General features: G+C 56.6%; 24 protein-coding genes. 20 read left to right on the top strand and 4 right to left on the bottom strand.

Annotated features, from left to right (window positions below):
* Positions 1-263 precede the first annotated feature (263 nt).
* The 5 genes from cysP (at position 264) to cysM (ending at position 4991) form a co-directional block, all read left to right on the top strand.
* The gene (cysP, locus tag N7387_RS01120; RefSeq protein ID WP_279796178.1) at positions 264-1295 is read left to right on the top strand and encodes a thiosulfate ABC transporter substrate-binding protein CysP; all 1032 of its coding nucleotides are present in this window, start codon (positions 264-266) and stop codon (positions 1293-1295) included.
* A 1-nt stretch (position 1296) separates the two neighbouring features.
* On the top strand, positions 1297-2124 hold the full coding sequence (gene cysT / locus N7387_RS01115; RefSeq protein WP_279796177.1) for a sulfate/thiosulfate ABC transporter permease CysT: 828 nt from the start codon (positions 1297-1299) through the stop codon (positions 2122-2124).
* Complete coding sequence (gene cysW / locus N7387_RS01110; protein WP_279796175.1) at positions 2117-2959, top strand: sulfate/thiosulfate ABC transporter permease CysW; 843 nt, start codon at positions 2117-2119, stop codon at positions 2957-2959. The genes cysT and cysW overlap by 8 nt, the downstream gene beginning before the upstream one ends.
* Positions 2949-4031: an ATP-binding cassette domain-containing protein gene (locus N7387_RS01105; RefSeq protein WP_279796174.1), complete on the top strand. Its 1083-nt coding sequence runs from the start codon at positions 2949-2951 to the stop codon at positions 4029-4031. The genes cysW and N7387_RS01105 overlap by 11 nt, the downstream gene beginning before the upstream one ends.
* A gap of 78 nt (positions 4032-4109) precedes the next feature.
* Positions 4110-4991, top strand: coding sequence for a cysteine synthase CysM (gene cysM / locus N7387_RS01100; RefSeq protein WP_262882069.1), 882 nt, complete (start codon positions 4110-4112; stop codon positions 4989-4991).
* A 4-nt stretch (positions 4992-4995) separates the two neighbouring features.
* Here cysM and N7387_RS01095 read toward each other — a convergent pair whose 3' ends face one another.
* The 4 genes from N7387_RS01095 to N7387_RS01080 form a co-directional block, all read right to left on the bottom strand.
* On the bottom strand, positions 4996-5448 hold the full coding sequence (locus tag N7387_RS01095; RefSeq protein WP_262882068.1) for an acetyltransferase: 453 nt from the start codon (positions 5446-5448) through the stop codon (positions 4996-4998).
* A 70-nt stretch (positions 5449-5518) separates the two neighbouring features.
* Entirely contained in the window at positions 5519-6094 is a 576-nt protein-coding gene (locus tag N7387_RS01090) for an rRNA adenine N-6-methyltransferase family protein (RefSeq protein ID WP_262858803.1), read from the bottom strand.
* 400 nt (positions 6095-6494) lie between these two features.
* The gene (locus tag N7387_RS01085; RefSeq protein ID WP_262858802.1) at positions 6495-6677 is read right to left on the bottom strand and encodes a YdcY family protein; all 183 of its coding nucleotides are present in this window, start codon (positions 6675-6677) and stop codon (positions 6495-6497) included.
* 82 nt (positions 6678-6759) lie between these two features.
* Positions 6760-7146, bottom strand: coding sequence for a YkgJ family cysteine cluster protein (locus tag N7387_RS01080; RefSeq protein ID WP_262882067.1), 387 nt, complete (start codon positions 7144-7146; stop codon positions 6760-6762).
* Between the two features lie 387 nt (positions 7147-7533).
* On the opposite strand from N7387_RS01080, the gene N7387_RS01075 reads away from it, so the two are divergent.
* From N7387_RS01075 to tssI, 15 genes are all read left to right on the top strand, one after another.
* The gene (locus tag N7387_RS01075; RefSeq protein WP_279796172.1) at positions 7534-8706 is read left to right on the top strand and encodes a type VI secretion system ImpA family N-terminal domain-containing protein; all 1173 of its coding nucleotides are present in this window, start codon (positions 7534-7536) and stop codon (positions 8704-8706) included.
* A gap of 28 nt (positions 8707-8734) precedes the next feature.
* Positions 8735-9253, top strand: coding sequence for a type VI secretion system tube protein Hcp (locus tag N7387_RS01070; protein WP_025152132.1), 519 nt, complete (start codon positions 8735-8737; stop codon positions 9251-9253).
* A 57-nt stretch (positions 9254-9310) separates the two neighbouring features.
* Positions 9311-9814, top strand: a complete 504-nt coding sequence (gene tssB / locus N7387_RS01065) for a type VI secretion system contractile sheath small subunit (protein ID WP_262858799.1) — start codon at positions 9311-9313, stop codon at positions 9812-9814.
* A complete protein-coding gene (gene tssC, locus N7387_RS01060; RefSeq protein ID WP_279796171.1) occupies positions 9814-11295 on the top strand; it encodes a type VI secretion system contractile sheath large subunit in 1482 nt (493 codons plus the stop codon). Before tssB ends, tssC begins: the two co-directional genes overlap by 1 nt.
* A 15-nt stretch (positions 11296-11310) precedes the next feature.
* Complete coding sequence (locus tag N7387_RS01055) at positions 11311-12648, top strand: type VI secretion system contractile sheath large subunit (protein WP_279796170.1); 1338 nt, start codon at positions 11311-11313, stop codon at positions 12646-12648.
* Positions 12645-13049, top strand: a complete 405-nt coding sequence (locus N7387_RS01050; protein WP_279796169.1) for a GPW/gp25 family protein — start codon at positions 12645-12647, stop codon at positions 13047-13049. Before N7387_RS01055 ends, N7387_RS01050 begins: the two co-directional genes overlap by 4 nt.
* Positions 13042-14766 (top strand): type VI secretion system baseplate subunit TssF, encoded by a 1725-nt coding sequence (locus tag N7387_RS01045; RefSeq protein WP_279796168.1) that lies wholly within the window; start codon positions 13042-13044, stop codon positions 14764-14766. Before N7387_RS01050 ends, N7387_RS01045 begins: the two co-directional genes overlap by 8 nt.
* Positions 14753-15403 (top strand): type VI secretion system baseplate subunit TssG, encoded by a 651-nt coding sequence (locus N7387_RS01040; protein WP_279796167.1) that lies wholly within the window; start codon positions 14753-14755, stop codon positions 15401-15403. Before N7387_RS01045 ends, N7387_RS01040 begins: the two co-directional genes overlap by 14 nt.
* A 12-nt stretch (positions 15404-15415) precedes the next feature.
* Positions 15416-17671: an AAA family ATPase gene (locus N7387_RS01035; RefSeq protein WP_279796166.1), complete on the top strand. Its 2256-nt coding sequence runs from the start codon at positions 15416-15418 to the stop codon at positions 17669-17671.
* 16 nt (positions 17672-17687) lie between these two features.
* Positions 17688-18554, top strand: a complete 867-nt coding sequence (locus N7387_RS01030; protein WP_279796165.1) for an FHA domain-containing protein — start codon at positions 17688-17690, stop codon at positions 18552-18554.
* The gene (gene tssJ / locus N7387_RS01025) at positions 18551-19033 is read left to right on the top strand and encodes a type VI secretion system lipoprotein TssJ (protein WP_279796163.1); all 483 of its coding nucleotides are present in this window, start codon (positions 18551-18553) and stop codon (positions 19031-19033) included. Before N7387_RS01030 ends, tssJ begins: the two co-directional genes overlap by 4 nt.
* Positions 19023-20279, top strand: coding sequence for a type VI secretion system baseplate subunit TssK (tssK, locus tag N7387_RS01020; protein ID WP_279796162.1), 1257 nt, complete (start codon positions 19023-19025; stop codon positions 20277-20279). Before tssJ ends, tssK begins: the two co-directional genes overlap by 11 nt.
* 6 nt (positions 20280-20285) lie before the next feature.
* A complete protein-coding gene (gene icmH / locus N7387_RS01015; RefSeq protein WP_279796161.1) occupies positions 20286-20951 on the top strand; it encodes a type IVB secretion system protein IcmH/DotU in 666 nt (221 codons plus the stop codon).
* Between the two features lie 16 nt (positions 20952-20967).
* Positions 20968-24159, top strand: a complete 3192-nt coding sequence (locus N7387_RS01010; protein ID WP_279796160.1) for an ImcF-related family protein — start codon at positions 20968-20970, stop codon at positions 24157-24159.
* 66 nt (positions 24160-24225) lie between these two features.
* Complete coding sequence (tssI, locus tag N7387_RS01005) at positions 24226-26112, top strand: type VI secretion system tip protein TssI/VgrG (protein WP_279796159.1); 1887 nt, start codon at positions 24226-24228, stop codon at positions 26110-26112.
* The last annotated feature ends 5 nt before the right edge of the window (positions 26113-26117 follow it).

Raw genomic sequence — 26117 nt, 5'->3', positions numbered from 1 at the left:
CCGTTATCACCGTCATACTTTTCCCGCAGTGATGCACATTTTTGTGTCTGTTTTTATCCTTATTCCACTGTACCTTCCCCTGAGAGTAACGTCTGTCCTGCGTGTATATATACACGACACAGGAAGAGACTAAACATATCGATGTATAATATTCTGAAGGAAATAATCACTATATATAATTCCATAATGATATAAGTAAATGGCTTGTATCACTTTACTGATATATGCACACTGACCGGAGTTACCTGAAACGCATCATCATAATGAGGTTCTCCGTCGTGAAACTATCTGTCAACGCTGTATTACCTGCCGGTCTGCTGCTGCTTTCAACTGTGTGGAGCAGCGCTGCCGGTGCTGCTCAGCTGCTGAACAGCTCCTATGATATTGCCCGTGAGCTGTTCACGGAAATCAACCCGCTGTTTGAAAAACAGTGGAACGCGGAACACCCGGACGATCCGCTGACTATCCGCCAGTCTCACGGCGGCTCCTCAAAACAGGCGCTGGCGATATTACAGGGACTGCGGGCGGATGTGGTCACTTATAACCAGGTGACCGATGTGCAGGTTCTGCATGACAAAGGCAATCTGCTGGCAGCGGACTGGCAGGCGCGTCTGCCGAATAACAGCTCGCCGTATTATTCCACCATGGCTTTCCTGGTACGCAAAGGCAATCCGAAACAGATCAAAGACTGGGATTCCCTGCTGCGTGATGATGTGAAAATTGTGTTCCCGAACCCGAAAACCTCCGGTAACGGCCGTTACACCTATCTGGCGGCAGAAGGTTTCTGGCAGCAGAAAAACGGTAAAAACAGTGCCAAAACACAGGAACAGATGAAAAAATTCCTCAGTAATGTTGCGGTATTTGATACCGGCGGCCGGGGCGCCACCACATCATTTATTGATCGCGGGCTGGGGGATGTGCTGATCAGTTTTGAATCAGAAGTGAATAATATCCGTAATGAATATGGCGCGGATGATTATGACGTTATCGTCCCGGCATCCAATATTCTGGCGGAATTCCCGGTGGCGCGGGTGGATAAAAACACGGAAAAGAACGGCACACAGGCTGTTGCCGATGCGTATCTGAATTTCCTTTACAGCCCGGCGGCACAGGCCAAAATGACACAGTTTAATTACCGCGTGACTGACCCGGATGTGATGGCGGCGACCAAAGGGCAATTTCCGTCTGTCACCCTGTTTAAGGTGGAAGATCAGTTCGGTTCATGGTCTGAAGTGATGGCAAGCCGGTTTAATTCAGGCGGTGAATTTGACACCCTGATGGCTCAGGGTCGCTGATATGGCAAGGCGGGTGTTGCCGGGATTCGGCCTGTCCCTCGGGTTTACGCTGCTCTACAGCGGGCTGATCCTGCTGCTGCCCCTCACGGCACTGGTATTACAGCTGGCGCAGATGAGCTGGGCGCAGTACTGGCAGATGATCACCGGGCCGCAGGTGGTTGCCGCCTATAAAGTCACACTGCTCGCCGCGCTGGCCGCCAGTCTGTTTAATGCGGTGTTTGGTGTGCTGATGGCCTGGATCCTGACCCGCTACCGCTTTCCCGGCCGCCGTATTCTCGACGGCCTGATGGATTTGCCCTTTGCACTGCCCACGGCAGTTGCAGGGCTGACACTCGCCACTCTCTTTGCCCCGAACGGCTGGTACGGCCGTTTTTTTGACTCATTTAATATCACCGTGGTGAATACCTGGATTGGTATTGCGGTCGCGATGATGTTTACCAGTATTCCGTTTGTGGTCCGTACGGTACAGCCGGTGCTGGAAACCCTGAAACCGGAATATGAGGAAGCGGCAGAAACGCTGGGGGCTTCACGCTTTCAGATATTCTGCCGTGTGATCTGGCCGGAAATCGCCCCGGCCGCGCTGGCGGGAACGGTTTTGTCCTTTACCCGCAGCCTCGGCGAGTTCGGCGCGGTGATTTTTATCGCCGGTAACCTCGCGTGGCAGACAGAAGTGGTGTCATTTCTGATTTTTGTCCGTCTGCAGGAATTTGAATACCCCGCGGCTGCAGCGATTGCCTCGGTGGTGCTGATGACCTCGCTGGTGTTATTGCTGGCGGTTAATATTATTCAGAGCCGCGCCGGATTGCGCACAGGCAGGTCACATGGCTGATTCTCTGCGCCGCCGGCGTTTTTCGTGGCAGAAGTGGCTGCTGATCACTGCCGGTCTGCTGCTGACATTTTTCATCCTGGTGATTCCGCTGGTGTGGATTTTTGTCACAGCGTTGTCTGATGGCATCGGTGGTGTGATCCGTGCGCTGGCGGAGGCGGATATGCTGCACGCTATCTGGCTGACAGTGATCGTGGCGCTGATCACTGTGCCGGTGAATCTGATTTTCGGCACACTGCTGGCGTGGCTGGTGACGCGGTTTCGTTTTCCCGGCCGCCAGTTATTGCTGACTCTGGCGGATCTGCCGTTTGCGGTATCGCCGGTGATCGCCGGGTTGCTGTATCTGCTCTTATACGGCTCAAACAGCTGGCTGGGGGGCTTTCTCGAAAGCTCGCTGGATACCCAAATCATGTTTGCGCTGCCGGGAATTGTGCTGGTGACGATTTTCGTGACCTGTCCTTATGTGGTGCGGGAGCTGGTGCCGGTGATGCTCAGTCAGGGGGCACAGGAAGAAGAGGCCGCAGTACTGCTGGGTGCCCGTGCGTGGCAGATTTGGTGGCGGGTGACACTGCCGAATATCCGCTGGCCGCTGTTTTACGGCGTGATCCTGACCAACGCCCGGGCTATCGGGGAGTTTGGGGCGGTGTCGGTGGTTTCCGGCGCAATTCGCGGGGAAACCTTCACCTTACCGTTGCAGGTGGAATTATTACATCAGGATTATCAGACTGTGGCGGCATTTACCGCATCCGGTCTGCTGGCGCTGATGGCTGTTGTGACCCTGTGCATCCGCCACGGCGTGATGGCATATCAGGGATCCCGGAGGAAATATGAGCATTGAGATCCGTCATCTGACACACCATTTTGGTGCGGAGCCGGTATTACAGGATATCTCGCTGTCGGTGGCGGACGGCGAAATGGTGGCGCTGCTGGGACCGTCCGGCTCCGGAAAAACCACACTGCTGCGGATTATTGCCGGGCTGACGCCGCATACCGCCGGAGAATTGTATATCAGCGGGAAAGAGGTCTCCGGGCTGGCGGCAGGGGAGCGCCGCGCCGGGTTTGTCTTTCAGCACTATGCGCTGTTCCGGCATATGACGGTGTTTGACAACATTGCATTCGGGCTGACGGTACTGCCGCGCAAAACACGTCCGTCAAAAAAAGAAATCCGCGTGAAAGTGATGTCATTGCTGGAAAAGATTCAGATGCCACACCTGGCGGATCGCTACCCGGCACAGCTTTCCGGCGGACAACAACAGCGGGTGGCCCTTGCCAGAGCGCTGGCGGCAGAGCCGCAGATCCTGTTGCTGGATGAACCGTTCGGTGCCCTGGATGCAGGGGTGAGAACCGAACTGCGCCGCTGGCTGCGTCAGCTGCATCAGTCACTGGGATTTACCGCTGTGTTCGTGACACACGATCAGGAAGAGGCACTGGAAGTGGCTGACCGCATCGTGGTGATGCGCGGCGGACATATCGAGCAGATCGCGGCACCCGAAAGCCTGGGGAATGATGACAGCAACCGCTTCGTGACCGAATTCCTCGGTCAGATCAATATTTTCCGCGGTGATATCGGTGCGGATGGCGGGGTGAGGATTGGCGGTGTGCGCCAGCCGGTTGCCGCACTGACTGCCGGTTCCGGGCCGGTGTCAGTATTTGTGCGCCCCTGGTCGCTGACATTGCAGCATACCTTTTCTGCCGATGCGGTTGTCGCCCGGGTTGTGACCCTCCGTTCACACGGGCATTACCGCACTGCGGTGGTGACCACGGAAGCGGCTGAAGATGAAGTGACGGTAATATTACCGCCGGACACCCGTGCCGCCGCCGGTGATTCTGTCTGGCTGACAATCAGGGAACTGCGGCTGTTTCGCGGCGAAGATGAACTGGCGCTGCTGCCGCAGGCACAGTGCGCATAAAGATGAAAATAATTCCGGTTGCATACTGCCTTGCGGCGGCGGTATGGTTTCCGTTTACGGCTCAGGAGGCAGAACAACGTGGCATCTATCAGTAATGGCATCGGCAATACCCCGCTTTTCCGGCTTGCACGGCTGGGTGAGGGCAGCGGCGCAGAAATTTGGGTCAAACCGGAAGGCAATAACCCCGGCGGTTCGGTAAAAGATCGTGCGGCGAAAAGTATGATTGAAGGTGCCGAACAGCGCGGGGAGATCCGTCCCGGGGATACGCTGATTGAAGCCACCAGCGGCAATACCGGCATTGCACTGGCGATGATCGCAGCGATTCGCGGTTATAAATTAAAACTGCTGATGCCGGAAAATATGAGTGCCGAACGCCAGGCTGCCATGAAAGCTTACGGCGCGGAGCTGGTGCTGGTCAGCCGGGCACAGGGTATGGAAGGGGCGCGGGACCTGGCGAAACAGATGGCGGCGGACGGGAAAGGTTATGTGCTTGACCAGTTTAATAATCCCGATAACCCGCTGGCCCATTACCGGACAACCGGCCCGGAAATCTGGCAGCAGACGGAAGGGCGTATCACGCACTTTGTCTCAGCCATGGGCACCACCGGCACCATTACCGGGGTGGCGCGTTATCTGAAAGAGGTGGCACCGCAGGTCAATATCACCGGTTTGCAACCGGCGGAAAACAGCCAGATTCCGGGGATCCGCCGCTGGTCACCGGGCTATCTGCCGGGGATTTTTCAGCCGCAGCTGGTGGATGATATTCTGGATATCACACAGCAGGAAGCGGAAGACACTATGCGTCAGCTGGCACAGCAGGAAGGTATTTTCTGCGGGGTCAGTTCCGGCGGCGCGGTGGCCGGTGCACTGAGAATTGCAAAAGCGAGCCCGGGAGCGGTGATTGTCGCCGTAATCTGCGATCGCGGCGACCGTTATCTCTCAACCGGCGTTTTCGGCTGAGACATTATCCCGCTGTTTTGCCGGTGTATTTCATGTGCAGCAGCGGGAACGGATTTCCCTCTCCATCCAGTTCAGAACGGCCTGTCTGTGTAAAACCCATATGGTGGTAAAAACCGACGCCCTGCGGGTTCTGTTCATTCACATCCAGCTCATCGGCCTGTAACTGTTCAACCGCATAATTCAGCAGGAATTTGCCGGTGCCTTTGCCGCGGATTTCCGCATCCACGAACAGCATTTCAATCCGGTTCGCGTCTGTGCCGAGAAAACCGTGGATCTCACCGTTTTCATCCTGTGCCACCACCACATTCAGGTTCGGCAGATAGGTATTGAGCAGCAGCGGACGCAGTTTTTCAATATCAGCCTCACATAAAAAATCGTGTGTGGCGCGGACGGATGATTCCCAGATGGCAACCAGGCGCGGGAAATGATCCGGTTTGGCGGGGACGATAATTAACATAGGGGGATCCGTAAATCAGGGGTATTGAGAATGGCCGGTGTCCCGGTATTCCGGGACACGCTGCGGGTGATCAGTTATTGGTATAACGTTTCTTCGGGGTACAGATATACACCCAGGCCGGCGGAACGTTGAACAATACACGCTCTTTGCGGAAATGGAAATAACGGCGCAGGTATTTCTCAAATTTGGTGGTGTACTGGAACAGAATAAACTGTCCGTCGCTGAGTTCAATATTATCACGCACCGCTTTCAGAATACGCAGCCCGGTACGGCGATCAATTGACAGGAACGGCAGCCCGGAAAAAATCACATTATACGGACGGCTCAGTTTCTCTGCCGAGTCAGAAAAAATCCCCAGCCGGCCATCCTGAAACTTATTCAGCAGGCTGACAAAATAGGGGTCAATTTCGTAGGCATCCAGTTTAGCCAGCGGATCCATCTGATCCAGAATCTGGCGGGTAATCACTCCGGTACCGGCACCCAGCTCAGCAAAATGCTGCTCGCCGCGCCAATCGACATGACGGACCATGGCACGGCACAGCCAGCGTGATGAAGGCGTGATGGTTCCCATTGTGGCCGGCGATACAATAAACTTTTTAATGTACGCGTAATAGCTCAGTAACGGTGAATAGTTTGATACTTCCATAATAAGCATTCCTTACAAACCCAGATACCACGCACGTGTAAATAGTCACGTCAGTGAAACGTATTCAATATCATATGCCGATTATTCTCTTTCCTCTACCGATAAATAAGGAATTTTTCAGCCGGTGAAAAAATTAAAAAATTCACAAAACTGTCATATAAAACAATGTAATAGAGTATTTTATTGACGATTGTTAACTCACAGGCAGATAAGATTGATTTGTTATAAATAATAATCTGATGAATGAATGAGATAGCTGACAGGAAAAGCATAGCGGATTAAAAGGCGGTTAGTACAGGAATGACGGTGACTTTTGCAAAAGCTGACATTAACGCAATAAACATGACACTCCGTACCGGTATATTATTCCGGAAATAAGCCGGTACGGAATAAGAATTAACTAGTGATGTATTTTTCCGTGATCCATTATCGCCTGACGGAGGCGCTGCTGTAACTCATAACGCTGTTCATACGGCAGCGGGTTACTGTCACCCAGGCTGACCATCAACTCATTCATTTCAGTGATACTGTTACTCTCAATGGCTTTTTCCACGTCAGCAACACGCTGTGCATAATCGCTCATAGGGCGGTCCTTATTCAGTCTGATAGTAATGCGGTTATCCTACCTGAACAGCCGTAAAAACGTTAGTGCAAAACGGCGGTGATCAGGCCGCGTGATCATTGTGGCGGGACGGCGGTTCCAGCGGCGGCAGGCCATGTGCGGCTCTTGCGCGGTCACAGGCAGCATTGTGTATACCGCTGACCCACGATTGTTCAAACTCGCGGCACGGGGACGGGCGTTGTGCATAAGCGCTGCACGCCACACACTGACCGACTTCCCCCTGAAGATTGATACAGCGCGGGGATGGCTGATCAGTACCTTTCATACAGGCCATAAAATCATTCACTTTCTCTGTCATCTCTGCCGGCACCACGCCGCCCGTGCTGTCCGTTTCCCCGTGATAAAACGAGACCCGGAAATAGGCACAGCATGCCCCGCATTGCATGCAGGGATTGGTGTCCGCATCAGTAAACGCAATTACATTGCTCATGATAGTTAACCATATTATGCAAACGCGGTGATCATTTCACCGCCACCAGGTTTTTGTCCTGAATAATCAGACAGGACGGATTATTATTTTTATTTTCCCGCTTAAATTCAATAAAAATACACAGCACGGGATCACAAAATAATGAATAAAATTAAAATAATAAGCCAGCTAATGAAAGATGCCCGACAGTATTTACTGTAAATGCGGATATATTTCTGTTTTTAAAAGATAAAGTAAACATTCCTCCGATTATCCCTCCCTGCACGATATGCTGCCGTGGTTCGGCGTAAAGCTAAAAAAATCAATGAGGCTGCTGACAGTGGCGCTACTTTCAATGTGGTTTACTTGCCGCATCGGAAAACAGCGGCGGAACGCAAAGGGAAAGGTATGCCATTGTCTCAGGATGAGCAGAAAACACTGTGGTTACCTGTCTGTGAAAGACAGCCGCAGGGGGAATATTTAAAGGCAGATGGTGCCCGTTACCAGCCGCTGCGTAATCTGTTCAATATTGCCCAGTCCTCGCTGCGCCGCCTGTTACAGCAGACGGATGAAGAAAGCAGAGCACAGCACCGGCAGCAGATGCTTGCCGATCAGACCGCCCTGGCAGATGCGCTGCTCCCTGTCCTGACAGATACAGCACGTGATATCAGCCTTTCCGGCTGGTATCTCTGGTGTCAGATATTACAGGATCCGTCACTGCGCGCCCTTGAGCAGTCGCTCGCCTGGTTCTCCGTTCAGATGACAAAACACTGGGAGCAATTGCCGCCGCAGCATGAGGCAGACCCGCAGGCGGAGCAGATAAAATTACAGGAACTGAGTCTGATTCTGGGCTCCGGTACCGAAAATTGTTTGTTTTACAGTGCGGTATTGCTGTTACCGGTGGCGGATGACATCCCGTATTACCACTATCTGCAATGTCAGCACCGGGGAGTGCTGCCGGACAGCCCGTCGCATTCTGCGCAATCACAGGCGGACGCCCGGCAGCGCATTGATGTGCTGACGCAGTGTCTGGCGCACTTACAGCCACTGTCGGCATTTTTTACTGAGAGAGGCGCGGGCAGCATAGTATCACCGGCCTTTTTTACGGAATTACTGGCCGGTTACCGCAATGCGGTGATGGCTGTCAGCGGGTTGGCACTCTCTGCGCCGCCGGTTACAGCGGTACAGCCGGAACATCCGCCGGAGAAAACGGCCTCCCCGGTTGCGGAACCCTCAGGACGGCCGGATTTCCCGGCACTCAGACAGCGTAATCACCATAACCGTGATACCGCATTGCGGCAGCTGCGTGAAATTTCACGCTATTTCAGGGACAGCGAACCGCACAGCCCGATCTCTTACCTGCTGGAAAAAGCCATCCGCTGGGGACAAATGTCGCTGGCCGGGTTGTGGCAGGAAATATTACTGGAAGACAACAGCACACTGCTGGACCGGATTTTTTCACTGACCGGTCTGAACGATATGCAGATGACCGAATTGCCGGTGCCGGAAAGCGGTCCGGCATGTGCAGATGAAAACCCGACCTTACCGGCAGAGCACAGCAATACCGCGCTGCGCTGGTAATTATTACACACACATAATAAGGATAGTTATGGCAAGTATTTATATGCGAATTGATGGCGTTGATATTAAAGGCGGTGCAACGGTTATCGGCCTGGACGGCGCGAACTGGTTTGCGGTGGATTCCTACAGCTGGGGCGGCTCCCGCAATGTGGCGATGGATATCGGTAACGGCAATAACGCCGACTCCGGTATGGTCGCGATTCAGCCGGTCAGCGTGGCAAAACAGATTGATGGTGCATCGGAAGATCTGCTTTCTTTCCTGTTTAATCCGGGCAAGGAAGGCAAAACCGTGGAAATCGCCTTCACCAAACCGGAAGCGGACGGCTCGGGCGCATCGGTGTATTTTCAGATCAAGCTCTCTCATGCCCGTCTGACCGGCTATAACGTCAGCGGTTATGACGGCGCACAGCCGCATGAAATGATCACCTTCTCCTATGTGGAAATTTCTCAGAAACATTCCTATGAACTGGAAGGCGGCGAGCTGAAAGAGGGCGGTATTGTCACCTACAACCTGCCGCAGGGCAAACTGCTGTCCGGCGCGAAATAATACCTGACGGGAAGCCTTCGGGCTTCCCGATTTTTTGATAACCGCAGGAAAATTGTTATGGCAATGAATGCACAGCACAAGCGGGTGAATAAAAACCGCGTCAGTATTACGTATGATGTTGAAGTCAATGGTGAATCAGAAAACCGGGAGCTGCCGTTTGTCGTCGGGGTGGTCGGGGATTTTTCCGGGCATAAACCGGCGGATAAAAAATGTGCGCCGGAAGACCGGGAATTTACCGGCATTGATAATGACAATTTTAATGATGTGATGGCGCAGATAAACCCGGAACTGACCTTTAACGTCACCAATACCCTCAGTGATGACGGCAGCGAGTTTCCGGTGGAACTCACTTTCACATCGATGGCGGATTTTCATCCGGAAAATCTGGTGAACCAGATAGCACCGCTCAAATCCCTGATCGAAACCCGTAATCAGCTGAAAACTTTGCTCAGTAAAGCCGACCGTTCCCGCGACCTTGAGCAGCTGCTCAAAGAAATCCTGCAGAATACCGAGGCACTTAGTTCCCTGAATGCTGAACTGGCTGTGCCGGAGGCGGGCTGATGAGTGACACTTCGCAGCAGCAGGCGGCGGTACTGCAGGGCACGACGGAACTCAGTTTTCTCGATCGCGCGGTACAGGCCACCGTGCAGACCCCGCCGGATACCACCCGTGATCTGATGACCGCACTGACCCGTCAGGCAATGGCGGGTACGGTGAGCTGGGATAAAAACCTGACGCTGACGTTGCGTAAGGCTATCACACTGATTGATAAACAGATTTCATCCCAATTATCTGAAGTGATGACCGCTCCGGACTTCCGGCGCCTGGAAGGCAGCTGGCTGGGGCTGCACAAGCTGGTCAGGGAGAGTGACCCGGGAGCGGATCTGAAAATCCGCATGGCGGATTACACCAAAACCGAGCTGCTGCAACAGTTTGAGAATGCCCCGGCGATAGACCGCAGCCCGTTTTTTAACTGTGTGTATCAGGCGGAGTTCGGCACTGCCGGCGGGCAGCCGTACGGCGTACTGCTCGGGGACTTTGAATTTGGTTACGGTGATGAAGACGTGGCGCTGCTGCGTTACATCGGCGAAGTGGCCAGTGCCTCCCATGCACCGTTTGTGGCGGCAGCCGGGCAATCAATGTTTGATTTTCAGTCGGTAACACAGTTTGCGGACGGCAAACCGGTCGCCGCCGGGTTTGATGCCCCGGCATATGCGTCGTGGAATGCGTTCCGTGCCGCCGATGAGTCGCGCTATGTGGCGCTGACACTGCCGAAAACCCTGGCACGTCAGCCTTACGGCACCGGCGGTAAAAGTATCAGCGGGTTTGAATTTGAGGAACTGCCGCAGCGGGCGGACGGCTCTGCACAGGTGTCGTCACAGGATCAGTTTGTCTGGAGTAATGCCGCGTATGCCTACGGGCTGCTGCTGACACAGGCATACCGCCGCTTCGGCTGGTGTACTGCAGTGCGCGGGGCGGAGAATGGCGGCAAAGTGGATAATCTGCCTAATTATATCTACCGCAATGATGCCCGTGATGCCGTCCAGCTCTGTCCGGCACAGGTCAATCTCACCGATGAGCGGGAGAAAGAACTCAGTGACCTCGGCTTTTTGCCGCTGGTGCATTACAAAAATGCCGCTCACGGCGTATTTATGGGCGCACAGACGGTACATAAACCGAAAATCTATACCGACCCGGCGGCGACCGCTAATGCGGCAATTTCCGCCAGACTGCCCTATGTGATGGCGAGCAGTCGTATTGCCCAGTATCTGAAGGTGATAGGGCGTGACCGTGTCGGATCCAACCTGTCGGCGGCAGACGTGGAAAAATCCCTCGACCGCTGGCTGCATCAGTATGTCAATCCCAATGCTATCGGTAATGAAGCCAAAGCAACTCACCCGCTGGCGGAAGCCAAAGTCACGGTGACGGATTTACCGGGCCGTCCCGGGATGTATGCGGCGGTGGCGTGGATCCGTCCGTGGCTACAGATGGAAGCCCTCACTGCTTCGCTGCGGATGGTGGCGGATATTCCGGGCGGGTAATGCGGAATGTCGCGGATGGCAGATGTTCAGACCGCGCTGCATCAGGCAGCGGTACGGCAGGATCACAGTCAGTTTTGTACGCTGATAAATCACTGTATTCACGGCATCGACCGGTTGTGCAGTACACAGCTGCAACAGGTGCTGCATCACCCGGACTTTTGTGCGCTGGAAGCCCGCTGGCGCAGTCTGCGTCATCTCACTGCCCGGGTTTCATCATCCCGGCGGGTGATTATCCGCCTGCTGGATCTCTCCTGGCCGTCACTGGCCCGTGAGCTGAATACCGCGTTTGATATCCGCCATACTCTGTTGTACCGCCTGCTGTATCAGCGTGAACTGAATACGGCGGGGGGACTGCCGTTCGGGCTGCTGCTGGTGGATCACCAGATGGTATTCACCGGCGGCGGTGAGTATGACGAACTCTACACCGCCACCCGGCTGGCGGAACTGGGTGAGGTATCGTTATGTCCGGTGATCACCGGGACTGACCCGCATTTTACCGGGGATGACCTGCACTGGTTTTCGGCAGATCACAACAGAATTGCCCGGATTTTGAACAGCCCGGATTACTGTTTGTGGCAAAAGTTACGTTGTCACGAACAGGCGCGCTTTTTATACCTCGCACTGCCGCGTTTTCTGCTGCGTTATCCGCATAAAACACCGCGCTGCGGTTTTGTTTATCAGCCGGACAATCACAGCGGCGGGGAGTTATGGGGTAATGCCGCCTGGCTGGTGGTGATAAATGTTATCCGCGAGTTTGAGCGGATCAGCTGGTTCGGCTTTCTGCGCAGTTATAACAGCAGCGGCACACAGGGGGCGATTGTGGCTGCACTGACAGGCGGGGACAGCCTTACGCCGCCGGAGATTATCACGGAAACCAATCTGGCCTGTGAGCAGGATAATTTCTGGGCAGAGCAGGGGCTGACGGCCTGCACCTCACTGTATCTCAGCGGGCAGTCCGGTTTTTTCAGCTATTACAGTGTCTGGCAGCCGCCGGAGCCGCGCTGGCGGCAGCTGACCATGCTGCCGGTGAATCTGATGGCGTGCCGGTTTGCTCATGCTATCCGGACACAAATCCGCGACAAAATCGGTAATTTTGATTCTCTGTCCGCCTGTCAGCGCAGCATTGAAAAGTGGCTGAAACGCTATGTGAGTGATGTGGATTACGGCGAGGATGCCATTATGGCGGACTATCCGCTGCGCCGCGCGGCGGTGGTGATGAGTGCGGACCCGGCAGACCCGACCCGCTATCAGTGCCGTATCTGCCTGCAGCCGCAGTATCAGTACGACATCAGTGAGGCAAATGTGGATCTCACACTCTGGTTTTCGCGGCCGCAGGGAGAGGTGTTGTCATGAGCCTGCTGGAAAGATTATGTCACGAGGCGGATGCACCGCCGTATCAGCCCTGTACAGAGCGTTCGGTGACAGCACATCTGTACCGGATCATCAACGCCCGCGCGCCGGTCTGGGCTGACGGCAGAAAAAGCAGTGGTATCGCCGGGTTCGGCCAGAGCCATCTGCTGCGGGCACAGGGGAAATTTCATCTCACGGCGATCACTCAGGAAATTGAAAGTCTGATCCGCTGTTATGAACCGCGGTTACAGCGGGTGAGTGTCACTATCGTGCCGCACTCATACCGGCAGCATCAGATTCACTTTGAAATAGCGGCGCTGTGCGGCGGTCACGAAGTGTGTCTGCCGGTCTGCCTGGATTTCAACGCCGGACAACTGATAAACCCGGAGGCCGCTGATGCATAACAACACTCTGCACTATTTTGAGCAACAGCGGCAGTTGTTGCTGGACGGGCTGGAAGCCTACCGCCGTCAGCATCCGCATCAGGCGCAGTTGCTGGGGATCAGCGGGCAGACGATAACCGATCCGCAGTTGCGGGCGCTGCTCGACGGCGTGGCCTATCTGACCGGGCTGACCGCTCAGCAACTGGCACTGACCGCGCCGCAGCTGACGGAAATCCTGGTCCGCACGGTATTTCCTGATTATCTGCGTCCGGTACCGGCGCTGCTGCCGGTGGTATTTACGCCGCAGGCGGCGGCACAAACGCAGATCCTGGCGGCAGAAACACCGTTCACCACACACACGGCTGCCGGGGAAAACATTCACTGGCGCACACAGTACCCGCTGACACTGATGCCGCTGGCGATCACAACACAGCAATTTATCCCGCAGGCGGCAGGCTATACGGAGCAGGGAGAGCCCCGCACCGCAGTCTGTTCCCTGCAACTGGCATTTTCGGTGACCGTGCCGGGCGTTTCCCTGTCAGAGCTGAATCTGACATCACTGACACTGCATTTTACCGGTGACGGGGATCTTCCCTGGCTGACAGATGATGCGGTACACCGGCAGTGTGCCGCCATCCGGTTGAACGCCGGGGAAACGGAGGTTTTTTTACCGCCGGACGCGTGTCAGCGGCTGCCGCTGACGTATCGTCCTGATGCGGAGGATGATGCACACAGGCTGCTGTATGACGCACTGTGGTATCCGGAACAGGCTGCCGGTGCAGTGATCTCACTGTCGGATCCGCTGAGGCATTGCAACGGACAGACCTTCACACTGACATTTTTCTTCCGCGACATGCCGCCGCAACCGGCACGTTTCGCCCGTCAGGACAGCATTGTTCTGTTCCGCACTGTGCTGACAAACTGTTTCGCCCATCAGAGTGAACCGCTGCGGGTATCGCCGGACAGCAATCCGCACCCGGTATGCGCGGATACCCAATCTGATGTGCTTCTGCATTCAGCGGAAGCGGTGACCGATATCACCGTATTGCCTGCGCAGCAGGTGCCGCAGCTGTATCACCCGCGGATCACACCGCATTCTGCCTGCTGCTGGCAGCCGGTGTGCGGTACAGAGGGCGGGGTGACACATCTTAACTGTCTGCTGTCCGGCGAAGCGGCGGAACCGGAATCTGTCCGGCTCTGGGTGATACACGGGCGCGGCACGCAGGGTGAACGGGCGGCGGCGGCGGCGGGCGAAACCGTGACACCGCAGCAGGCTGATCCGCTGATGTATCATGCGGTTGCCGCTCAGCAGGCAATGCGGCTGCCGCTGCCGGTACAGCCGGATCCGTGCGCGCTCTTTCTGCGGCTCCGGCAGGTCCGGTTATCTGATCTTACGGATTTTCCGGAAGCGCTGAAGGCACTGTTGTCGCTGTATGACAGGCAGAACTCACCGGTGATTTCCGGGCTGACTGCCGCGATTGAGGAGATCACATCCTCGCCCGGCGTGACTGTTCGTTTTTATCATCACCTGCCGCTGACCATTCCGGGGCAGCACATCACTGTCACACTGGCACAGCATACCCCGGCGGCAGGAACCGCGTTTTTTGCCGCGTTGCTGGAGGCGGTTTTCACGGCGCTGAGTGATGACCATGAATTTATTCAGCTCACACTGCGCCGCCGTAATGACAGCGGAGCGCGGTATCACGGTCCGCTGAGAATAGCTGATGAACCGTTCTGACCGGCCCGGGCTGCTCGGTACCGGCGGTGTGCTGCCGCGCTATATCACCGGAACGGTGGCGGAATATGCACAGGCTCATCAGCAGACTGCCCCGCAGGATTTTTTTCTGGTTTTTGATACTGTCTGCCGCCGGCTGGCTGACAGGCAGCACGCCGGACAATCCGCAGCTGCTGGTTTACCGCTGACAAAGCTGATGCAGACACTGCTGCCGGAACCGGCACTCTGTTATCCGGCGGCGGTATCGCTATGGAGCGGAAATACCCGGCTGCGGGTACTGAACAGGACGGCTTCCGCCTTTTTTGCCTGCCGTACGGAATTTCAGTATGCCCCGCCGGTCCGTATGCCATATCACCCGCCCGCCGGAACCGGCAACCGCCTCGGCGGCGGTGCCGTACTCGGTACACATTGTTATCTGCGGGCAGCGCATCTGCGTGTGCAGGTGTTTGCTGATCCGCTGCAACCCCGTGCCCCCTGGCAGCCCGGCGGGGAATACCATCATTATCTCGGGCAGTTTATCCGCACTTTTTTCCGCCGTCCGCTGACGTTTACTGTCATTTTCCGGACGGATGACACCCGCATGATGCCCGTGCAACTCGCCGCCATGACATCACGGCTGGGACGAAATACCCGCCTCTGACAAGGAAGGACTATGCTGACTATCGATTTGCATCAACTTATCCGCCGTTTAACGCCGCCGCTGATGACAGCACTGGAGGCGGCGGCACAGGAGTGTGTCCGCCGCCGTCACCGCGCGGTCACACCACTGCACTGGCTGCTGGTGATAGCAGGCTGTCGCGAACTCGCCTGGTGCGCGGCACCGGCGGACAACAATGCGCTGCAATACAGTCTGAATGATGCGCTGGCGCTGCTGCCGCAGGCGGCGGATGGCTCACCGGTGTTTGCGCCGGAGCTGACAGAACTGCTGAAACAGCTCTGGCTGCATGTCTCGCTGAATCAGGGCGGACAGCACATCAGTGAGATCCATATTTTACAGCTGCTGCGCCAGACGGCATGCAGCGGTGTTCCGCCTGCGGTGACGGCATGGGCGCAATCGCTGGATCCGCAATGGCTGGCACAGCAGATAACTGCACTGCCGCAGGCATCCGCACCGGCAGCGGGCAGTACCGGTGGTGAGACGCTGCTTTCCGCGTATGCCCGCGACCTGACTGCCCTGGCGCGGGCGGGAAAACTGGATCCGGTGATTGGCCGTGACAGTGAAATCCGTCAGATCCTCGATATCTTCTGCCGCCGCCGCCAGAACAGCCCGATTATGGTCGGCGAGGCCGGGGTGGGAAAAACCGCGATTGCCGAAGGGCTGGCTCAGGCGATTTGTGACGGCAATGTGCCGGAACGTCTGCGCGGCTGTGAGGTGTGGGAACTGGATCTGACCGCATTGCAGGCGGGGGCGGCTATGAAAGGGGAATTTGAACAGCGCCTGAAAAACCTGCTGGCGGAGATCCGCGCCGGCAGCGCTGAAAAAATCATCTTTATTGATGAGGCGCACACCCTGATCGGTGCAGGCGGCACGGCAGGACAGGGGGATGCCGCCAATATTCTCAAACCGGCGCTGGCAAGAGGGGAATTCAGAGCCCTGGCGGCCACCACCTGGTCTGAATACAAACAGTTTATCGAACCGGATCCGGCGCTGACCCGGCGTTTCCAGCAGGTCAAAATCGCACCGCCGGATGAGGCCGCCACTCTGACCATTCTCCGTGCCCTGAAACCGGTACTGGAGCAGCATCACGGCCTGCCGGTGACGGAGGCGGCCTGTGAGGCGGCGGTACGGCTCTCGGTCCGCTATCTGCCGGAACGGCAACTGCCCGATAAAGCCATCAGTCTGCTGGATACCGCCTGTGCCGGGTTATCGGTTTCGCAGTCGGTTACCCCGGACAGTGCGGCAGAGGCTGTGGATGACAACCAGATTGCGGCGGTGATTGCGTTGTGGACCGGTATTCCGGCCGGGCATCTGGCGGCGGATGATATTTCCCGCCTCAGCAGCCTGGAAGCGAAAGTCGCGGAGCGGGTGATCGGTCAGACCGCCCCGGTGGCGGCGGTAGCACAAGCTATCCGTATTGCCCGCAGCGGACTGAATAACCCGCAGCGGCCACAAGGTGTTTTCCTGATGTGCGGCCCGGGCGGCACCGGAAAAACCGAAACCACGCTGGCGCTGTGTGAAGCCCTCTGCGGTGACGATCGCCGGATGGTGACGCTCAATATGACCGAATTTAAAGAGCCGCATAAAGTGTCCATGCTGCTGGGTGCCCCGGCGGGTTACACCGGTTACGGCAAAGGCGGGGTACTGACTGAAGCGGTGCGCCGCAACCCGTACACTATTTTACTGCTCGATGAGATGGAAAAAGCTCATCCGGCCATTCATGACGTGTTTTATCAGATTTTCGACAAAGGCCGCATTACAGACAGCGAAGGGCGGGAGGTCGATTTTCGTCACACGATCATCATTATGACCAGCAATGCGGCGGAGGATGAGATTGTGGCGCACTGCGGTGATGAACGCCCCGGGGTGACAGAACTGGTGCCGCTGATTTTTCCGGCGCTGTTACGTCATTTCCGGCCATCGTTTCTCGGGCGCACCACCATTATTCCGTATTACCCGCTCAGTGATACGGAAAGGGCGGCAATTGCCCGGCTGGCGCTGGACAGAGTGGGTAAACGCATTCATGAAACCTATCAGTGTGAGTTCAGTTATTCAGATGAATTAATCACTTATCTGTTATCACTGCCTTATTCAGCAGAAACCGGCGCAAGAGCGGTTGAACAGGGGGTGACGGGTAAACTTCTGCCGCAGATTGCCGAAGCCTGTATTGAAAAACGCAGACAGCAGACTGCCATTACCCGGGTTTTATTATCAGTCACGGATAATAAGCCTGTTGTTTCTATTGATTAACACCAGGAACACCGCTATGTCATTGACGATTCGGATAGTCAGCGCACCGGAGCACAGCAGCACACTGCCGCAATACTGTTTTGACGGCAGAGACGGCACCATCGGGCGTGATGCTCAGGCCGATATAGTGCTGGATGACCCGCATTCCCGTATTGAGGATACGCACGCCACATTCCGCTGCACGACCGCCGGTTATATCCTGACGGACACCAGTCGTGACGGGGTTTTTATCAACAACCGGCAGGAGGCACTCGGGCACGGTACCGACTATCTGTTACAGGACGGCGATATGCTCGGCATCGGGGCGTTCCGGCTGCTGGTGTCCTGTTTTTCCCCGCTGAGCAGCGCGCCTCAGCCGCTGAGTACCGCTGATGAAGAAACGGCACTGCACAGCTTGTTCACCCCGGCGGATGATAACAGCTGTTTTGATGACGATCCGTTCCTCGGCACCGCACCGGTGAAAAAACCGGCACCGCATGATATCCGCTACCGTTTTTCAGCGGTGGCCCGGCCTTACGGCAGTCCGGTGCCCGCACCGGAACCTGTTGCGCAACCGGAGATTGTGCCGGTGATCACCGCACCGTCTCCGGTTATTTTACCGCCGCTGCCGCCGGTACCGGCCGGTGACAAACTGGTGCTGCTGCAATCACTGCTGCCGGAAATCAGTCAGGCACTGAGCGCGGCGGCGGAAAAAATCATCCGCGATATCTCTCCGCAGCACCTGGAAGCCCTGCACCGCGACCAGAAAATTGCCGGGAAAATTGACTACTGGCAGACCTATAAACGGTTTTTCAGTCAGCAGATTGCGGATGACAATCTGAAAAACAAGCTGACGGATTATTTCCGCAGTGAATTTTACACCCGGATTATTCAGTCATCATGAAACACCGTATTTCTTTGTTTATATTTATTTTTCTTTTTCTCGGCCCGGTGTCCTGTCAGTTCGGGACAGCGCCGGAAACCGGGATATTACGGGTGCTGATCCGGGCAGAAGAAAACAGCAACCCGAATGCCGACAACCAGCCCGCGCCGGTTGTGCTGCGGATCTACCAGCTCAGCAGTGACGAAATCTTTCAGCGTGAGCGTTTTATGCCGCTGTGGCAGCAGGATCAGGCGCTGCTAAAAGAACAACTTCTGGCCCGCAAGGTGACGGAGCCGGTCTATCCCGGCAGCCGCGAAACACTGCTGCTGCAATTACAGCCCGGTACAACACACATCGGCGTGCTGGCGGGTTTCTCTGCGGCGGCGCAGGCGAAAAATAAGCAGGTGATTGCGGTGTTACCGCTGCCGCTGATGCAAGTATCACTGTTCCTGGACGGACAGGTGTTGTCACTCACCGCGGGGGCAGACGATGAATCATGAAACCGCCGGTGTCTGGTGGCAGGAGGGGTTATTTCTCCGGCCGGCGCATTTTATTTGTGAGAGCCGCCTGCACAGCGATTGTCTGCGGGATGTGACACAGCAGCTGAGCGGCGGCATGGCCGGATTTTCCCGGCTGGTGACGGATGAATCGCTGACCGGTGCCGGAAAGCTGACGTTGTTACAGGCGCACGGCGTGATGCCGGACGGCACACCGTTTGTCACCGATGTCCCGCTGAGTCTCAGTCTGGACGGACTGTCCGGCGATATGACCTTTTTGCTGACACTGCCGCTGAGCAGTGCGCCGGATCGCTTTACCGCAAAACCGCTCAGCGTGAGTGAAAACCGTGCGGGGCAGACCCGTGAACCGGTGACGATCAGTGCCGCGTATCTGAATTTGCAGTTGAAATGCCAGTCACAGTGCCGTGACGATGAAACCGGGCTGGCGGTCGCCCGGTTGCATTGCCGTGACGGTGGCGGATACCCGCTGCCGGAGCCGGAATTTTGTGCGCCGTTCCTGTTTGTGCAGGACAATCCGTGGCTGACCCGCCGGGCGGAGGATGTGCGGCTGTTGCTGGCGCAACGGTTGCAGCGGCTGTACAGCACGCCGGACGGTGAAACGGCCTGTCTTCATTTACAGCCGCTGCTGACACAGCTGCAAAGCCTGACGGCAGGGGATCGCATTACCAGCCGGGATTTTTACCGCTTCTGTCTGCATCTGCAATCTGTACTGTGTGCGCTGACCGGTGCGCCGCCGCCGGAACCGCAGCCATGGCGTAATGAGGATCACGCCGGGTTGTTCTCCCCCTGTCTTCAGTCACTGAAACAGCGTCTTGCCCCGCAGACGCGGCAGCATGTACAGCCGCTGAGCTGGGATACCCGGCTGCTGACTTCCCGGCGTTTACTGCGGCTGGCCTTGCCGGAATCCGCTTTTGCGGAACAGAGCCGTCTGATCCTGGAATACCGTGACGACAGCGGCAGGCCGCCGGATGCGGCCCGTACAGCCCGTTTGCTGAAACTGGCCGGAAATAATCAGATAGCCGCCTGTGTCAATAACGGGCTGACCGGCATTCCGCTGCTGTCACTGAACAGCGCCCCGGACGGGATCACACCACATCCCGGGGCGATTTATTTTGAACCGGATACCCGCAGCCCGCTGTGGGCACAGGATGATCCGGTTCTGGCGTTACATATTGACGGCCAGTTGCCGCATGCCCGGCTGAGTGCTGTTCTGATCACACGGAGGTAATCAATCATGGAAACAGATTCCGGACACAATGTGCTGATCAGCGCCGGGCAGCCGTTACTTCAGGCGCTGATTATGCTGGCACAGGGGGGAACACCGCCGGATCTTACCTTGTTCCGTCAGCAGATGTTACAGGGCGTGAGCCGGTTTTACCGGATTTGTACAGCCCGTCAGCTCCACCCTTCTCTGACCGGAAAGAGTGCGTTTGTCTGGTGTGCGGCGCTGGATGAGGCGGTACTGAGCACATCGTGGGGGGCGGAATCAGTCTGGCAGGAACACACCCTGACCGGTGCGGTGTTTCAGAACCGGCGCGGCGGCGAGGCGTTTTTCCGCTATCTGCACCTCGCGCTGCATAACCCCGTCCCGCTGCGGGATTTCCTCGAATTACAGTTTTATCTGTTATCACTCGGCTTCCGCGGGGAGTACCGCACCCGTCCGGAGGCGCTGGCAGCCTGCTATACCCGGCTGCGTCATATTCTGATCAACAGCAGACCGGCAGTGCTGTCCGCACCACCGGGCCGCTGTACAGACCGGAATCGTCCGGCGAAACGGATCCCGCTGTCACTGATTTTTTCCGGTTCACTGTTGCTGTATGCAGCATGCCGGGTGGCGGCAGATCTCAGTTATCAGCAGCTATTACAGCAACTGTGTGACGCGCTGGCGGCCCTGTTCTGAACAACGGAGATTGGTGATGAAAATCAGAACCGCAATGCTGTACGCACTGGTGATCCTGCTGCTTGCCGGACTGACCGTAACCGCCTGGTATTACTGGCTGACTCAGGGCGGCAGTGTGCTGTTACCGGTGTTTGTTTCTCTGCTGAGCCTGAGTCTGGCGGTTTACGGGCTGCTCAAAACCGCGTGGCAGACAGAGCCGGATGTGCAGCAGTTACAGCGGCAGCAGCAGTGCCGTGAACTGCGCCATTATCTGAAACAGACCTGCCGCCGTCTGCGGCGCAGCGGTGGTGTGTCCCGGCGGGATCCGGGCCGGATCAGTACTTACTGGCTGTTGTGTGAGGATCTGCCGCAGGCACAGGCCTGTATGCGTCAGCACGGATTTACCCCGGTGGCGCAGGAGCAGGAGCCGTTCTGCTATCAGGCGGGTAAGACGGTGATCCGTATCAGCACACCGGCGTGGCTCACCGGTGACGGCGGGCCGGAGAGTGCCCGGCAACTGGTACGCCTGAATCCGTCTCAGCCGCTGAACGGATTTATTTTACTGTCTCCGGCTCCTGCCTTTGCCGCACTCAGTGATGAACAGGCAATACAGGCCGGTCAGCAGCATCATGCGGCCTGTATCGGGTTTTCTGTTCTGCTCGGGTGCCGTCCGCCGCTGCATCTGATGCTTCCGGGGCTCGGCAGTGTGCCTGCACTGCGCCGCTGGTTTGCGGATCCGCAGCGGGCACAGTTTTGTCACAGCACGGATTTCAGCCGTGAGCGGAAGGTCTTGCCGGATGCCCCGTTTACACAGTTTACCGCTGATTTAATGCTGTCATTACAGCAGCAACAATTCACCGCGCTGACAGCAGAACAGCCGGAGCATAATGCGGCAGTGCTGTCATTTCCCGCACAACTGGCGGCTCATCTTCACCAGCGGACGCACTATGTGGCGGCGTTACAGCACCAGCGCACAGCAGGCACACATCTGGTGCTGTCATCGGCATTATTGTGTGCGGCGGAATGTGCGCATCAGTATATTGCCACGCCGTTGTTTGAACGGGTCATTCATGGCCGTGATGACGTTATTTGTCAGGCACGGGAACGGCGCAGACTGGTCGGCTATTACCTGGCCGTGATGTTATGTCTGGCGGGTACCGCTGCTGCCGGGGTTTTACAATGGTGCAGTTTTCAGGAACAGAGAGATTCACTGAACGGGCAGAGGGATTATCTGTCGCGGGTTGCGTCAGCACCGGCCGGAGAGCGGGTTCACCGCCTGCATCTTTTACAGCCGGTAATTGCGGAAATCCGCCGTGAATACCACAGCCGCTGGTTTTCATCCTCTTTGCTGCCGCTGTACCGGGATTATCAACAGCAGATCCGCAAGGCACTCTTCCCGCTGCTGGCAAAACAGCGGGAACAACGCCTGCAGCGGGCGCTGGCAGAATCATCCCCGCAGCTGTTACAGGCGATTGATGATTACCGGCAGCTGTTTGCCGATAACCACCGGGGGGCAGAGATCAGCGATACGGACAGCGGTGATGATGTGCTTTCCCTGCTGGCAGATTACCCTGTTCAGCCGCTGACAGCGGAGGAGCGCCGTTTATACCATGCCGGGCTGGTGGCACAGGCGCGGCAAAAAGTGGCGGCGTCAGATCCTGCACTGCATCTCTATCCGGTGCTGCGGGAACAGTTTCTCCGTAAGCATGCCACAGTGCCGCTGGCAACGTTGTTTCCGGCGGATATTACCCCGCTGTTTCAGCCGGGCAACCGCTTTTTGTCGGTTCCGTACACCATGACCAAAGCAGGCTATACTGCCTGGCAGGCGCAGTGGGAGGATGCGGATTTTCAGACGCAGTTTGCTGCCCTTATGCAGCATTGGCCGGACAATGCACAAGCGTCACCGGAAAGTATCATTGTGCAAATTAACCGGCAGTATGACGAGGAATACATCCGCTACTGGCAGCAGTTTTTGTCATCGCTGACACCGCACCGCGCCGGTTCACCGGAAGCGCTGATCGCTGTACTGCAGCTGACAGAGCAGCCGTTCAGTGATCCGATGATGGCGCTGGTGCGGGGGATCAACAGCAATACCACCTTTGCGGCGGCGAAAGCGGAAAAGGGACCGGATCTGAAATCCGGGCAGCAGACCGCCTCTCTGCTCGGGCTGAGTAAAATCAGCAGCAAACTGAAAAAAGCCGGACGGCTGCAATCCGCCTTCAGCAAATATAAAAAAGCGGATGAACCGGCAGGAATACATATTAACCGTGCTTTTTCCGCCTGGCACGCCTTACTGACAGCGGAAGGGACACCATCACCGGCACTGATCGCATGGCAGCAGTCAGTGGTATCACTCCGGCAGCACTGGCAGCAGGGAATGGCATCCGCTGACCCGCAGGAATGGAGTTATCAGCAGTTCATGCACGGCGGAGAACCGCCGGAGACCGGGCCGGAAAATAGTCCGCCGCTTCCGGAGAGCCTGCTGCGGCAATGGCGGCAGACCGCAGCACAATTGCAGGCCGGTCTGGCGGCGCGTTATCTCGACAGACAATGGCAGGCAACGGTGTATCCGTTCTGGCGGGATCGTCTCGCCCCTTATTATCCGTTCAGCCACAATGCACAGGGCGTGAAACCGGATGATCTCCATGCTTTTCTGGCCCCCGGCGGTGTTATGGATGCCTTTATGCAGTCACTGCCGCCGGATCATCACAGCGACCCGTTGTATGCGGCACTGAGTCAGCCGGAAACACAGACAGAACAACTGAGACAGCTGTTTTATGCGGATGACCGTACGGCACTGAATATGCGGATTTCACTGCGTCCGGTGGCACTGACGCCGCAACTGTCGGGGATCCGGCTGGCACAGGGCAATGATACGCTGATTTATCAGCACGGCCCGGCGGTCTGGCAGGATTTTTACTGGCCGCCTGCCACAGATGCAGAGCCGCTGACGGCAGACTATTTCCGTCACGGCAAACCGGTTTACTCCGCCTCTTATCCGGGGGAGTGGGGATTGCTGCGCTGGCTGCTGACGGCGCAGTCTCAGGGACGCGCTGCCTCACCGGAAAGTGTTATAACGGAAAACGGTTATATGTTCCGCTTCCGCAGCCGGATCAACGGCAGACCGGTATCGTCACCGGCGGCGCTGTTTGCGGAGTACCGTCTGCCGCCGTCACTGTTCAGCCGGGGAAATCCCGCTGAAAATCCACAAAATCCCGCTGACCGGTGAAGGCAGAGAACGGTGGCGCTGTGGCACACTGTGTGCTCTGTCAGGCTGAATAATGAGTATGATGTTATGGAAAACTATGCCGATCAGCCCCGTCCGCTTACCGTGACACTGGATAACAGCGCACCGTATGTGGCGACCCGTCTGAATGCAAAGGAGTCGTTATCAGACGGCACATGGCTGGAAGTACACTTTATCAGCCCGTCACCGCCGGATCAGGCGCTGCCGGGCAAAATGGTGGTGGTGACCTGTCATGAGCGGACCTTTGCCGGGCTGGCACAACAGATTGAATGTGACGGTTTTCATCCGGATAAACAGCTCTATTTTTACCGCATCACAGCGGTGGATCCGCTGACGTTTCTCCGTCACGGGCGGCAGCGGCGCTTATTTCAGAATCAGAACAGCAGGGGGCAGATCAGCACACTGCTCAGTCTGCATCAGCTGGCGGCGTTTATCCGTTTTTCCCTCAGCGGCGACGGTGAAAACCGTCCCTGTGTGTGTCAGATGGATGAAAGCGACAGCGCCATGATCCGCCGGATAATGGCAGGACAGGGCTGGTTCTGCCTGCGCAATCCGGACAATGTCACCCAATGGACAATCACCGACGGGTTACAGCATACCCCGTCCGCCGGAGCGATCTCCGCCCGCCTTATCACACCGTTCCGTGCCTGCCGCCGGGTCAGCAGCGGGGTATTTTCCGCAGAAAACTGGTCACAGGAACAGCATCACAGCCGTACTGAGCAGCAAGCGCTCTCCGGCAGCGGTACCACACAACAGACGCACTATTATGACGGACAGCCTGCCACCGCGCGGTTTGCCTGTGAGGCTGAAGCGGCTGCCGCGCAATACTATGAGGCGGGGTCGGCGGTGATGGCGCTGTGTGCCGGTATGCGTTTCCGGCTGAATGATCATCCGGCAGCAGAATATAACGGCGAATATTATATCAGTGAGATTACACATGCCATTGACTGCGGTGAAAGCAGCGGCAGCCCCGGATACAGCAACACCTTCCGTTGTCATCAGACCCGCACACCCTTTCGTCTGCCACCGGTTTCTGCTCCCCGTTATGACGGCATTCAGGCGGCGACCATCGTTGCCGGTGACGGAGACGAAACCTGTTATGACGCACAGGGGCGGGTGAAAGTCCGTTTCCACTGGGAAGAGGATAATCAGGACAACGGGTTATCTCAGGCCTGGCTGCCGGTGCTTTCACACAGCGCGGGGGCCGGGGCGGGGATTCAGTTTCTGCCGCGTGCCGGGGATGCCGTAGTGGTGCAGTTTCTCAACGGTGACCCGGATAAACCGGTGGTGACCGGCGCACTCTGGCATCAGAATCACGCCCGGCCTTTCACCGACCCGCTGACCGGCGGTATATACAGCCGCTCATCCCCGGCGGGTGCAAAGGGGAACGGCAATCAGCTGCGCTTCGAGGACAAACGGGATGAGGAGTGTCTGGCGCTGGCGGCACAGAAGGATTTAACCCTCAGTGCCAACAATGACTGGACAACCCTGATTAAAGGCAACATCCGCTGTGAAACAGAAAAAAATCTGACCATCAGCAGCAAAGAAAACACGCAGCATCGGAGTGATAAACAGTGGCAGCTGACAGCAGCGGAAGGGATCGCCCAGAACAGCGGAAAGAACCTGATATTACAGGCGGACAGCGCACTCTCCGCAGATGCGAAAACGATCACCTTATCCGCATCACAGACACTGACACTGACGGCGGGCGGCAGCAAAATTGAGCTGTCTGCGTCCGGCATCACGTTACAGGCACCGCAAATCACCCTGAAAGGAAACGGCAAAATCGGCCTGGAAAGTGCGGTGCTGGCGATGTCCGCGCAGGCAAAAGCACAACTGAGCGGTGCGCTGGTGGAAATCAGCGGCTCGGCAATGACGGAAGTCAAAGCCGGTGCGATGGTGCAAATCAGCGGTGCGCTGACAAAAATTAACTGAGGAAC

This window comes from Morganella sp. GD04133 (assembly GCF_029835375.1).
GTDB lineage: Bacteria > Pseudomonadota > Gammaproteobacteria > Enterobacterales > Enterobacteriaceae > Morganella > Morganella morganii_B.
This window is presented reverse-complemented; position numbering and strand designations above follow the sequence as displayed.

What these genes read in the sequence shown, in the direction of transcription:
- cysP (WP_279796178.1), top strand. Translation starts at nt 264, where the DNA reads ATGAGGTTCTCCGTCGTGAAACTATCTGTCAACGCTGTATTACCTGCC.
- cysT (WP_279796177.1), top strand. Translation starts at nt 1,297, where the DNA reads ATGGCAAGGCGGGTGTTGCCGGGATTCGGCCTGTCCCTCGGGTTTACG.
- cysW (WP_279796175.1), top strand. Translation starts at nt 2,117, where the DNA reads ATGGCTGATTCTCTGCGCCGCCGGCGTTTTTCGTGGCAGAAGTGGCTG.
- N7387_RS01105 (WP_279796174.1), top strand. Translation starts at nt 2,949, where the DNA reads ATGAGCATTGAGATCCGTCATCTGACACACCATTTTGGTGCGGAGCCG.
- N7387_RS01095 (WP_262882068.1), bottom strand. Translation starts at nt 5,448, where the DNA reads ATGTTAATTATCGTCCCCGCCAAACCGGATCATTTCCCGCGCCTGGTT.
- N7387_RS01090 (WP_262858803.1), bottom strand. Translation starts at nt 6,094, where the DNA reads ATGGAAGTATCAAACTATTCACCGTTACTGAGCTATTACGCGTACATT.
- N7387_RS01085 (WP_262858802.1), bottom strand. Translation starts at nt 6,677, where the DNA reads ATGAGCGATTATGCACAGCGTGTTGCTGACGTGGAAAAAGCCATTGAG.
- N7387_RS01080 (WP_262882067.1), bottom strand. Translation starts at nt 7,146, where the DNA reads ATGAGCAATGTAATTGCGTTTACTGATGCGGACACCAATCCCTGCATG.
- N7387_RS01075 (WP_279796172.1), top strand. Translation starts at nt 7,534, where the DNA reads ATGCCATTGTCTCAGGATGAGCAGAAAACACTGTGGTTACCTGTCTGT.
- N7387_RS01070 (WP_025152132.1), top strand. Translation starts at nt 8,735, where the DNA reads ATGGCAAGTATTTATATGCGAATTGATGGCGTTGATATTAAAGGCGGT.
- tssB (WP_262858799.1), top strand. Translation starts at nt 9,311, where the DNA reads ATGGCAATGAATGCACAGCACAAGCGGGTGAATAAAAACCGCGTCAGT.
- tssC (WP_279796171.1), top strand. Translation starts at nt 9,814, where the DNA reads ATGAGTGACACTTCGCAGCAGCAGGCGGCGGTACTGCAGGGCACGACG.
- N7387_RS01055 (WP_279796170.1), top strand. Translation starts at nt 11,311, where the DNA reads ATGGCAGATGTTCAGACCGCGCTGCATCAGGCAGCGGTACGGCAGGAT.
- N7387_RS01050 (WP_279796169.1), top strand. Translation starts at nt 12,645, where the DNA reads ATGAGCCTGCTGGAAAGATTATGTCACGAGGCGGATGCACCGCCGTAT.
- N7387_RS01045 (WP_279796168.1), top strand. Translation starts at nt 13,042, where the DNA reads ATGCATAACAACACTCTGCACTATTTTGAGCAACAGCGGCAGTTGTTG.
- N7387_RS01040 (WP_279796167.1), top strand. Translation starts at nt 14,753, where the DNA reads ATGAACCGTTCTGACCGGCCCGGGCTGCTCGGTACCGGCGGTGTGCTG.
- N7387_RS01035 (WP_279796166.1), top strand. Translation starts at nt 15,416, where the DNA reads ATGCTGACTATCGATTTGCATCAACTTATCCGCCGTTTAACGCCGCCG.
- N7387_RS01030 (WP_279796165.1), top strand. Translation starts at nt 17,688, where the DNA reads ATGTCATTGACGATTCGGATAGTCAGCGCACCGGAGCACAGCAGCACA.
- tssJ (WP_279796163.1), top strand. Translation starts at nt 18,551, where the DNA reads ATGAAACACCGTATTTCTTTGTTTATATTTATTTTTCTTTTTCTCGGC.
- tssK (WP_279796162.1), top strand. Translation starts at nt 19,023, where the DNA reads ATGAATCATGAAACCGCCGGTGTCTGGTGGCAGGAGGGGTTATTTCTC.
- icmH (WP_279796161.1), top strand. Translation starts at nt 20,286, where the DNA reads ATGGAAACAGATTCCGGACACAATGTGCTGATCAGCGCCGGGCAGCCG.
- N7387_RS01010 (WP_279796160.1), top strand. Translation starts at nt 20,968, where the DNA reads ATGAAAATCAGAACCGCAATGCTGTACGCACTGGTGATCCTGCTGCTT.
- tssI (WP_279796159.1), top strand. Translation starts at nt 24,226, where the DNA reads ATGGAAAACTATGCCGATCAGCCCCGTCCGCTTACCGTGACACTGGAT.